The 10,373-nt window shown below is 61.9% G+C and carries 12 protein-coding genes; 10 read left to right on the forward strand and 2 right to left on the reverse strand.

Going from position 1 to position 10,373, the window contains the following annotated elements:
* Positions 1-209: 209 nt before the first annotated feature.
* Together EJ105_RS27130 and EJ105_RS27135 are read left to right on the forward strand one after the other, a co-directional pair.
* The gene (locus EJ105_RS27130; protein ID WP_250168806.1) at positions 210-602 is read left to right on the forward strand and encodes a hypothetical protein; all 393 of its coding nucleotides are present in this window, start codon (positions 210-212) and stop codon (positions 600-602) included.
* A gap of 22 nt (positions 603-624) precedes the next feature.
* The gene (locus tag EJ105_RS27135; RefSeq protein ID WP_250168807.1) at positions 625-1,179 is read left to right on the forward strand and encodes a hypothetical protein; all 555 of its coding nucleotides are present in this window, start codon (positions 625-627) and stop codon (positions 1,177-1,179) included.
* 502 nt (positions 1,180-1,681) lie between these two features.
* On the opposite strand, the gene EJ105_RS27140 is transcribed toward EJ105_RS27135, so the two are convergent.
* Positions 1,682-2,356, reverse strand: a complete 675-nt coding sequence (locus EJ105_RS27140) for a GntR family transcriptional regulator (RefSeq protein WP_250168808.1) — start codon at positions 2,354-2,356, stop codon at positions 1,682-1,684.
* A 114-nt stretch (positions 2,357-2,470) separates the two neighbouring features.
* Here EJ105_RS27140 and EJ105_RS27145 point away from each other — a divergent pair, with 114 nt between their 5' ends.
* Genes EJ105_RS27145 through EJ105_RS27180 form a run of 8 tightly spaced genes read left to right on the forward strand, consistent with a single transcriptional unit; the run spans position 2,471 to position 9,125 of the window.
* Complete coding sequence (locus tag EJ105_RS27145) at positions 2,471-3,274, forward strand: HAD family hydrolase (RefSeq protein WP_250168809.1); 804 nt, start codon at positions 2,471-2,473, stop codon at positions 3,272-3,274.
* A gap of 31 nt (positions 3,275-3,305) precedes the next feature.
* Positions 3,306-4,178, forward strand: coding sequence for an amino acid ABC transporter substrate-binding protein (locus EJ105_RS27150; RefSeq protein ID WP_250168810.1), 873 nt, complete (start codon positions 3,306-3,308; stop codon positions 4,176-4,178).
* A 43-nt stretch (positions 4,179-4,221) separates the two neighbouring features.
* Complete coding sequence (locus EJ105_RS27155) at positions 4,222-4,953, forward strand: amino acid ABC transporter permease (protein ID WP_250168811.1); 732 nt, start codon at positions 4,222-4,224, stop codon at positions 4,951-4,953.
* Positions 4,940-5,599, forward strand: coding sequence for an amino acid ABC transporter permease (locus EJ105_RS27160; RefSeq protein WP_250168812.1), 660 nt, complete (start codon positions 4,940-4,942; stop codon positions 5,597-5,599). Before EJ105_RS27155 ends, EJ105_RS27160 begins: the two co-directional genes overlap by 14 nt.
* Before the next feature lie 59 nt (positions 5,600-5,658).
* Positions 5,659-6,387 carry an amino acid ABC transporter ATP-binding protein gene (locus tag EJ105_RS27165; protein ID WP_250168817.1) on the forward strand — a complete coding sequence of 243 codons (729 nt, stop codon included), beginning with the start codon at positions 5,659-5,661 and terminating at the stop codon, positions 6,385-6,387.
* A gap of 1 nt (position 6,388) precedes the next feature.
* Positions 6,389-7,393, forward strand: coding sequence for a threonine ammonia-lyase (locus EJ105_RS27170; RefSeq protein ID WP_250168813.1), 1,005 nt, complete (start codon positions 6,389-6,391; stop codon positions 7,391-7,393).
* A 51-nt stretch (positions 7,394-7,444) separates the two neighbouring features.
* Positions 7,445-8,656 (forward strand): pyridoxal phosphate-dependent aminotransferase, encoded by a 1,212-nt coding sequence (locus EJ105_RS27175; RefSeq protein ID WP_250168814.1) that lies wholly within the window; start codon positions 7,445-7,447, stop codon positions 8,654-8,656.
* 37 nt (positions 8,657-8,693) lie between these two features.
* On the forward strand, positions 8,694-9,125 hold the full coding sequence (locus EJ105_RS27180) for a RidA family protein (protein WP_250168815.1): 432 nt from the start codon (positions 8,694-8,696) through the stop codon (positions 9,123-9,125).
* Positions 9,126-9,360: 235 nt separating this feature from the next.
* Here EJ105_RS27180 and EJ105_RS27185 read toward each other — a convergent pair whose 3' ends face one another.
* Positions 9,361-10,299, reverse strand: coding sequence for an AAA family ATPase (locus EJ105_RS27185; RefSeq protein ID WP_250168816.1), 939 nt, complete (start codon positions 10,297-10,299; stop codon positions 9,361-9,363).
* Positions 10,300-10,373 lie beyond the last annotated feature (74 nt).

A 10,373-nucleotide genomic window follows, 5' to 3' on the forward strand; every position in this document is an offset into this window, starting at 1 on the left:
GCCGGAAGGTCGGTCCGGGCTCGACATTGGCCTGGACGGCGCCCATCGCAAAAATCCAGCCGCAGGGCGAGGCCGAGGCCGAACTCGTGCCGGGCACGCTCGCCGATGGCACCGCTGGCTTCATGCTCAAGGACGGCGTCATTGCGCCGACCGTCAGCGCCGCACGCTGAGCATCCCTTTTCACATCACACACATCGTTGGGGGATCACATGAAGGTCGCGTTGAAGAACCCGAAGACGGGTGAGCTCAAGGCTGTGAAGATCGGCTTCAGCTGGGTGCTGGTGCTATTCTCTGGGGTGTTCGGCCTGCCTCTGTTCCTGCGCCAGCTTTTTGGGCTCGGCGCCTTCATGGCGGCCTGGCGCGTCTTCGTCATTTTGATCAGCATCATCCCCATGAGCGCCGATGCGCGCGAGGGTCTCGTGCCGCTGCTGTTCGTCGTCGATGTGGGGCTGGTAGTAGTTTGGCTTGGCCTGAAGGGCAACGAGTACACGGGCAAAAATCTGCTCAACCACGGCTGGGTCTTCGCCAAGCCCGACAGCCTCGAAGCCCAGTTCGCCGCCTCCCGCTGGGGGATCGAGTTGCCCGCCGCTGCAACGGCCTGACGGCAACGAACGGGGGACAGTCATGACAGCCAGCAGAGGCGCCCGCGGCGTCTTCCGCCACAAACACGCGTTTGCGGCGGCGTTGCTTTCGGTTGCCATCACATCCGTCGGCGCGGTCGCCCAGCCGGCTCAGATGCCCTTCTCCGTCCTTCCCGGCGATGTCGTCGATACTGTGCGGCAGATCCGGCACGCATGCGAGGAAGCCGGCTACGCCTCCTCGGAGGAGGCCGGCATCTCTTTCGTCGACTTGGACCATAACGGCGGGACGGACATCATCCTGTCCGCTCAGCATGTCTGTGACGGCATGGTCAAAGGAGCGAACTGCTCGACCAGCGGCTGCGGGCTGATCATCTGGAAGCAGGTCGGTCCCCGGGAGTGGCGGCGGGTCTTCGACGAGACCGTCGAGCCCGACACCTTGATCGCCACCGATAGCCAGAACCGGTTCGGCGGCTTTATCGTCACCCTCTATGTTGGGACCGACGGCAAGAGCCCGTACTGCTCGCTTCCCGTTCGGGGCAAGTTCTGCGGCGCGATGCTGATGCGGCGAAACGGGAAATGGGTGCCGAAAAAGCAATAGCCGGCTTCGACGCGAGGCGGGCTTCGCCGGGGCCACCGCGGACAATCGCGCCATGTCCGCACGTCGCAGATTGCCAGCTGAGACGAAATGTCGGCGATAGCCGGAAATCGCGTCAGAAGGCCACTGAAGGCCGACGATGCAAATCGTGCGGCAAATTTGGCGTTGCGCCTTTGGCCGCAATAGACTTCGATTCGGCAACGGGGCCGCAATCTCAAGAAGACCGAGAGAAACCATTTAACGGGAGCCGCCGCTATTGACCCTCCACCGCCTATCGGCAACAACAAAGTTATTTTGCACGTACAATCTTATCTTGATTGCTTCAAATCCAACTAGGCGTTCTGACTTGGCCAATTAATGCGAAAATAGAGCTTGAACTAGGAGAAAATCAAACAAGATTTAATAATAACGCCTTCTATCAGACTTCAAGCATTGCAATAAAGTGTCAAAAATAACAAAATAAAATGAAAGAACAAATAATTCCCGATATGATTCAATTTTTATCTCATATTCCAAGGCTTTCAACAAGCAAGTCGCCTGTCGCGAGTATGTGAATCCGTAACGTATCGCAGGCGCGCTCAATGTCCCTCATTTCGCAGCGCTGCAATATTTCGCGATGCTCGATTTGTGACTGCTCGGAGTGATGGGTCGCCTCCCAGGTAAAGCGCAAGTATCTCTCGAAATTCAGCCGCAAATTTTTGATCAGCTCAAGTGTGCGCTCCTTGCGTGCGGGCGTGTAGAGAAGCTCATGAAATCGGGCGTTCAGGAGGATTCTGGCGTCTACGGTGCCGGCGGCGTCGAGATCGTCCAATGTGCGCCCGCACTGCTGAAAGTCGGACCGGACCATGTTGGGGATCGACCATCGCAGGGCCTGGCATTCCAGCAGGGCGCGCAATTGGGTGATTTCCCAGGCCTCGTCGGCGCTCAGCTTCGCCACGCTGACCCCGCGCCGCGGCTCCGCCTTGAGGAAGCCTTCGGCCGTGAGCTGGCGAAACGCTTCGCGGACGATCATCTGGCTGACGCCATATTGCGTGGCCAAGGCATCCTGCCGGAGCCTTTCCCCGCCTTTGAGCCGATTGTGCATGATCGCGTTGCGCAGTTCATCGCACACGATGGCCGAGGCCGTGCGGCCGAGTGTCGGCGTCTCGCGGCTTTTATCCACCTCATACAGATCGACCATTCCGCCTTCACCTTCAAGCGATAGTGCCTCGCGTCCGCAGTGAGGCAAAATACCCGTGTCCTGGTGAGTGATAGCCCCGGTTCGATCCTGACGAAAGCCCTGTAGGGCCATTCCATGCCGTTTGCGGGGCGACATGGCGCGCAGGTCCTTGACGGGGCGGAGTCGTTTCCGTATTTAGCGATTATCGCTAATTTAGACGGACAGCTTCTCTCCATGATCCGCCTCGCCGACTTTGATGCCGTGACCTTTGACGTCTATGGCACGCTTATCGATTGGGAGCCCTCCATCGCCGCCTTTCTCGGCCGGTGGGCGGAGCAATCCGGCGTCGTCGCCAGCGATGAGGATCTCATCATGGCGTTCGACCGCGCCCGCGCGGACATCCAGAAGGAGCGGCCCGCACACCTTTATCCTGAGGTTCTGCGGCGGTGCTTCGACCGCATCGCCAGCGAACTGCAACTGCCGGCCGACCCTGACCTGCGCGAAGCCTTCGCCGCCACGCCCCATCACTGGCCCGCGTATTCCGACGTGCCGCAGGGGCTGAAGGCGCTGCAGGCCCGCGCCAAGATCGGCGCACTTTCAAATATCGATAATCTGTCCCTCGCATCCTCCTGCGCGAAGATGGACTTTACCTTCGATATCGTGGTCACCGCAGAGCGCGTGGGCGCCTACAAGCCAAGCCCGGAGCATTTTCAAACTGCGCTCGCGGACCTCTCCGCACAGGGAATCGATCCCTCGCGCATTCTTCATGTGGGCCAGAGCCTGCGCGCCGACATCACCCCCGCCAACCGGTTCGGCCTGACCTCCATCTGGATCAACCGGCCCAACCGCCTGCTCGGCCTCTCCGGCGAGGGGGCGGCGGAGGCGCGGCCGGATCTCACCGTCTCGAGCCTTGCGGAAATGCTCGAAGCCATCGGTTGAGCGCCAACACACAAAAACCAGAGGGGACACCATGAAACATGCCTTGTCGGCCGCCATTGGCGCGGTCATCGCCTCGCTCTTTTTCCTCCCCGCCGCGCAGGCCCAGTCGAGCGATGGGGTGCTGGATCGCATTCGCGCGAAGGGCGCCATCTCCATCGGCTATCGCGACGCTTCCATTCCCTTTTCCTTCGTCGATGCCCAAGGCAAGCCGCAGGGCTATTCCACCGACATCTGCCTGGAAGTGGCCCATACGGTGAAGGCGGCGCTCGGCCTCCCCGATCTTCAGGTCAAGATGGTGCCGGTCAACCTGCAGAACCGCATCCCTCTGGTGGCTAATGGAACCGTCGACATTTCCTGCGAGTCGGCGGTCAACACCATTGCCCGGCAAGGCCAGGTGGATTTTTCCTACCCCTTCTTCATCTCCCACACCCGCCTTCTGGTGAAGGACAAGTCGGGCATTGGCGAACTGAAGGACCTGGTCGGCAAGGTCATTGCCCTGCCCATCAATTCGGTGCCCGAGCGCCTGATCCGTTCGCTCATCGAGAAGGACAAGCTGAATATCCGCATCGTGCCGGTGAAGGACAATGCGGAAGGCTTCCTCGCCCTCTCCACCGACCGCGTGGACGCCTTCGCCACCGACGACATCCTGCTCTTCGGCCTGCGCGGCAAGGCGCCCAATCCTTCCGACTACAAGGTGGTCGGTGCGCCATTGTCTTATGATTACTATGGGCTTCTGGTGCAGAAGAACAACACCGTCTTCCTTTCCCTGGTGAATGCCACCCTTTCGCGCATGGCGCGCGACGGGCGGCTCCAGGCGCTCTACACCAAATGGTTCGCGCCCATGGGAGTTCCGCTCTCGCCGGATCTCGAGACCATTTTCCACGTCATCGCCGTTCCGGAATAGCGCGTCCAGCCAACGTCTTGCGCCCTGACAGAAGAATGCCGCGATGACCTATTCCTGGAACTGGGGCGTCCTCCTGCAGGAGCCCTATCTACAGTGGCTCGGCTGGGGCCTCGCCCTCACGCTCGCGATCTCCCTGAGCGCGCTGGTGATTGCGCTCTCGGTGGGGACCGCGGTCGGTGTCCTGCGCAGCTCGGACCATGCCGTCCTTCGTGCGGTGACCGGCGCCTATATCAGCGTATTCCGCAATATTCCCCTGCTGCTGCAGATGTTCCTGTGGTTCTTCGTGGTCCCGGAGCTCTTGCCCGCAGGCGCCGGCCACTGGCTCAAGCGCGATCTTCCCTATCCGGAAATCGTCACCGCCATCGTCGCGCTCGGCCTGTTCACCAGTTCCCGCATCGCTGTCCAGGTGAGTGCGGGCATCGATGCGGTGCCGCGCGGCCAACGCATGGCGGCGAAGGCGGCGGGGCTGTCGCAGCTTCAGGCCTATCGACTGGTGCTGTTGCCGCAGGCGCTGCGCATCATCATCCCGCCTTTGACCTCCGAAATCCTGACCATTTTCAAGAATTCGTCGGTGGCCCTCACCATCGGCGTCTATGAACTGACGACCCAGACGCAGCAGATCCAAAGCATCACGTATCAGGGCTTCGAGGCCTTCACGGCGGCCACGATCCTCTATGTGGCGATCGCCATGACGGTCACGGTGATCATGCGGGCCATCGAGCGGCGCGTCGCGCTGCCGGGCACCACTTCAGGGGGCCTCCATGTCCGCTTCTGACCTTGCGCCCATCACCAATTCCCTGCCTTTCCTGCTGCAAGGCCTGGGTCTCAGCGTCTTGCTCACTGCCATCGCCATGGTGGGGGGCATCGTCCTCGGGCTTGTGATCGCGCTGGTGCGGCTGACCCGCGTGCCGGTACTCGCGCCCTTCGCCGCGCTCTATGTGAACGGCTTCCGCGCCGTTCCGCTGATCCTGGTGATCTTCTGGTTCTATTTCCTGGTTCCCCTTTTGCTGGGGCGCTCGGTCGGCGCGCTGTACTCGGTGCTCATTGCCTTCGTCATGTTCGAGGGGGCCTATTATTCGGAGATCATGCGTGCGGGCCTGCAAAGCGTCCGGGTGGGCCAATGGCAGGCGGCCAAGGCCTTGGGGCTCGGCTATCTGCAGACGGTGCGGCTGATCGCCTTGCCCCAGGCCCTGCGCAACATGGCGCCGCTCATGGTCACCCAGGGCGTGATCCTGTTCCAGGACACGGCGCTCGTCTACGTGGTGTCGCTCCACGATTTCATGACATCTGTCAGTATTGTTGCGAACAATACGAGCAGCCCCGTCGAAATGTACGTGTTCGCCGCGCTCGTTTATCTCGCCATCTGCCAGGTCGGCAATGCGCTCGCTGGGCGGCTGAAGCGCGCGTCCCGGACCGCGTGATGCTTTGCCTTGGACCCACACACCCTCCAGCCATGGATGTGCCGATGACCTCGCATGAAATGATCAAGGTGGAAGGGCTGAGCAAGAGCTTTGGCCCTCTGGAGGTGCTGAAGGAGTGCAGCCTCACCGTGCGCCGGGGCGAAGTGGTGGTCATCTGCGGCCCATCGGGGTCCGGCAAGAGCACCCTCGTCAAGTGCATCAACGGCATCGAGGAGTTCGAGCGCGGCCAGGTGTGGATCGAGGGCGAGGCGCTGCCCTCCCGCGGGCGGGCGGCGGCCCGGTTGCGGGCGCGGGTGGGTATGGTGTTCCAGCATTTCGAGCTCTATCCGCACCTGACCGTGCTGGAGAATATCTGCCTCGCCCCGGTCCATGTCTTGAAGCGCCCCCGGACGGAGGCTGCGGCCAAGGCGCGCGCGCTTCTTGCCCGTGTCGGCCTCGCGGATAAGGAAGCCGCCTATCCCGCGCAATTGTCCGGTGGCCAGCAGCAGCGCATCGCCATCGTGCGGGCGCTGGCCATGGACCCGGTGGCCATGCTGTTCGACGAGCCCACCTCCGCGCTCGATCCGGAAATGATCGGCGAAGTGCTCGCGGTTATGCTGGAACTCGCCCGCGACGGCATGACCATGATCGTAGTCACCCACGAGATGGGCTTCGCCAAGTCCGCCGCCGACCGGGTGGTATTCATGGACAAGGGCGCCATCGTCGAGATCGACGAGACGCAGGCCTTTTTCGCGGCGCCGCGATCGGACCGGGCCCGCCTCTTCCTCTCCCGCATCCTGGCGCACTGACATGAACCCTTTTTCTATCCCGACCGCCGAGGACATTCTCGACGCCCGCCGCGCGCTTGCCGACGTTGCCGTGGAAACGCCGCTGCTGCGCTCCGACGCGCTGGACCGGCTGACCGGCGGCTCCGTCTTTCTGAAATGCGAGAACCTCCAGCGCACCGGCGCCTTCAAGTTCCGCGGCGCCTATAATTGCCTGTCGCGGCTCGACCGGGCGGCCTATCCCGGCGGGGTCGTGGCCTATTCCACGGGCAATCATGGCCAGGCGATTGCCATGGTGGCGCGCATGTTGGGCCTTTCCGCCACCATCGTCATGCCGCAGGACGCGCCCGCCGTGAAGATCGCCAAGGCCCGTGCGGCTGGGGCGCAGATCGTGCTCTATGACCGAAACCGCCAATCGCGCGAGGAGATCGCCGCCGAGATTGCCGCCCGCGCCCCCGTGGCGGTCATTCCGCCGGGCGACCATCGCCACATCATCGCGGGCCAGGCGACGGTGACGGCCGAGAGCCTTCAGCAGATCGGCGCGCAGGTGCCCCATGCGATCCTGGTGCCGTGCGGTGGCGGTGGGCTCTCCGCCGGCACCTGCCTCGCGGTGGAGGCCGTTGGCGCGCGGTCGGAGGTCTGGGCGGTGGAGCCGGAGGGCTTCGACGACACGCGCCGCTCACTGGCCAGCGGCACGCGGGAGGTGAATGCCGCCCTGTCCGGCTCCCTCTGCGATGCCTTGCTGGCCCCGCTGCCGGCCGAATTGCCGTTCTCCATCAACCGAAGCCGCCTCGCGGGGGCGTTGACCGCCTCGGACGCGGATGTGCTGCGGGCCATCCGCTTCGCTTATGAGGAATTGCGGCTGGTGACCGAGCCGGGGGGCATCATCGCGCTCGCCGCCGTGCTGAACGATCCCGCCCGCGTGCGTGGGAAAACCGCGCTCGTCATCGTCTCCGGCGGCAATGTGGATCCCGGCGTGTTCAAGGCCGCCCTCGACCTCGATCTCGCCCCGCTGGGCTGGGCCGCGTAAGCGCCAGATCGCTCCAGCGCCATCTCACTCTTCTGTATCAAGGACACCTCGATGCCTTCCGCCCTCGACACGTTCGCCGCCCTCGCCACGGACAATGCCCCCGGCCAGGAGGTCCGCCAGGGTGCGGGTGACATGTCGCGTCTGATGCGCGGCGAGACGATGCCCGGCCAATTGGTGGACTTCTCCCACGGCGACGTGGACGCCTTCACCCCGACGCCGGGTGCGGTCGAGGCGTTCTCTGAGGCGGTGGAAGCGGGCGGGCGGCAGGCCTACACGGAATATCGCGGCGCGGCGGACATTCGCGCGGCGCTCGCGGAAAAGCTCGCCGCCTTCACCGGCGCGCCCGTCTCGCCCGACGCGGGGACCATCGTTACGCCGGGCACCCAGGGCGCGCTCTTCCTGGCACTCGGGGCGCTGGTGGCACCCGGCGACAAGGTCGCCATCGTCCAGCCCGACTATTTCGCCAACCGCAAGATCGTCCAGTTTCTGCGCGGACAGCCGGTGCCCGTCCCGATGAACTATATGGGCGCCTCCGAGGAGGCGGGCATTGACCTCGATCGCCTGCGGGAGGTGTTCGCAGCGGGGGCCAGGGTGTTCCTGTTCTCCAATCCCAACAATCCCACGGGCGTCGTCTATTCCGCCCGCGAGATCCGGGCCATCGCCGATCTTGCGGTGGAGTTCGATGTCACGGTCGTCGCCGACCAGCTCTATTCCCGCCTGCTCTATGACGGCGAAACCTATACGCACCTGCGCGCCTGCGGCCTCCCGGAGGAGCGGGTGGTCACCATCATGGGGCCGTCCAAGACGGAGTCGCTCTCAGGTTACCGGCTCGGCATCGCCTTCGGCGCGCCCTCCGTCATCGATCGCATGGAGAAGCTCCAGGCGATCGTCTCGCTGCGAGCGGCGGGCTACAATCAGGCGGTGCTGCGCACATGGTTCAGCGAGCCGGAGGGCTGGATGGCGAACCGCATCCGCCTCCACCAAGCCATTCGCGACGACCTGCTCCAGCTATTCCGCGATGGGAGCTTGCCCACACGCACGCCGAAGGCCGGGAGCTATGTCTTCCCCACCTTGCCGGACCTCGCGGTGAGCCTCCCGGATTTCGTGCGCCTGCTGCGCCACCAGGCGCATGCGATCGTCACGCCGGGCACGGAGTTCGGTCCGCACGGCCACAGCATTCGTCTCAACTTCTCCCAGAATCACTCATCGGCCATAGCCGCCACCAGGCGGATCGTCGCCATGGCCCACCTTTATGCCAAGTGACGCCATGCCAATTGACCCGATAATCGGCGATCTTCCCATGCGCCAAGCTGTCCCACTCCCACCCCAGGGGCTCTATGTTCCCGCCAGGCGCCACAACGACCTCGTTTTCGTCTCCGGCATGACACCGAGGCGAAATGGCGTACTTCTCCATGCGGGACAAGTCGCCGCCGATGCGCCCGCGGAGCTCTATGAAGAGGCAGTGCGGCTTGCCGCAGGCAATGCCCTGCAGGCCGCAGAGGCGCAGCTTCGAAGCGGAGAGCGGATCGCGTCCGTCCTGAGCCTGACGGTGTATGTCAACGCCCTGCCGGGCTTTACGCGTCATTCTCAAATCGCGGATATCGCCTCGCGCCATATCCAAGACTGCATCCATGCAGCCTTGCCGAGCCGAGCCGCGATTGGCGTCGCGTCCTTGCCAGGAAATGCAGTGGTGGAAATTTCAATGATTGCGAGTCTAAAGCCCGACATTTAATCAAAAAAGACAATTTATTAAATATAAGATATAATAAAAACGACACATAATCAGTTCGGCGCCGATATCAACATTTATATTCATACAATTTTTGAAATTTTTCATATAATCAATATAATTAAAAATGATAATATTTTTCATTACAGTGATGCAATGAATTATTTTTGACATATATCGCCAGGACACCCAAGAATTTTGATGGAAATATCGAATAAATCCCGAGTTCCAAATTCGGTCAAATTTCGGCCAAGGACTTCAGTCCGGCAAAGTGCAATGGCGCGACGTCCTTGATCATCTCCAGAAGGTAGGCCACGTTCTTCTGCGTTTCAGTCACTAGCGCGGGGTCGAAGCCCTTGCCCGTAAAATGCGACAGGTCGTTGGTGAACTTGTAGATCGCTGTCTTTTTGTGGGGGTCGAAGTCGGTCTCGTCGAGCTTGAGATAGAGCGACTTGTTCGACGGCACATGAAAGTCGAGGAAGGCTTCGAGGACTTTTCGGGCGACATTGGGCATGTGGTAACAGCTCATAATCGTGCCATCGGCCTGGAACGTATGAAGCACTTTGAAGAGATAGTGGTACTCCGTGGCGTGCTCAATCAGTAGCTGATCAAGGGGAGCGAGCCGCGCGGATCGGCCGCCAGTTGTCTCCGAGCAAAGCACCATCGAGTAGGAGCACTGCTTCCTGAAAGGATGGAACCAGTTAATCACGAGGCGCAGGAACTCGTGATTGTGGGTCAGGATAAAGAGCTGTTTGGCCCCCTTAGTGTCGTTCTTCAGGAACGAGAACGCCTGATAGATCGCCCCTGAATCTAGGCTGGAGATCGGGTCGTCGATGACCACGACGCCTTCGGCCAGGTCAAAGTCTTGATCCTTCAGCTGGACGAGGAAATAGAGGAACGCGATTGCGGTCTTCTCCCCTTCGCTGAGGCGCTTCGCGGGCTTGCCCCGTCGAAGAACCACATAGCCCTCCTTGCTATTCTCGAAGACGAGATCGGTGCGGCCGAGAAACTGTTTCAGGTGGGCTGTCAGCTCCTCACCACCCTTGTGCTCGTTCGAGATCTGGGCCTGCTTGTCGAGGATCGACTGGGTGATATCGGTGAGGCTCCGCTTGTCCGGCAAGCCTTCTGACGTGAGCCCCTGATCCTCGTCCAGATTTAGGTAGAGTCCGTCGATCATGGAGACGGACGATGCGAGCCTCACGGTTCACAGAGGAACAGATCATAGGGATGCTGAAGGAGCAGGAGGCGGGC

This window comes from Xanthobacter aminoxidans (genome assembly GCF_023571765.1).
GTDB classification, from domain to species: Bacteria; Pseudomonadota; Alphaproteobacteria; order Rhizobiales; family Xanthobacteraceae; genus Xanthobacter; species Xanthobacter aminoxidans.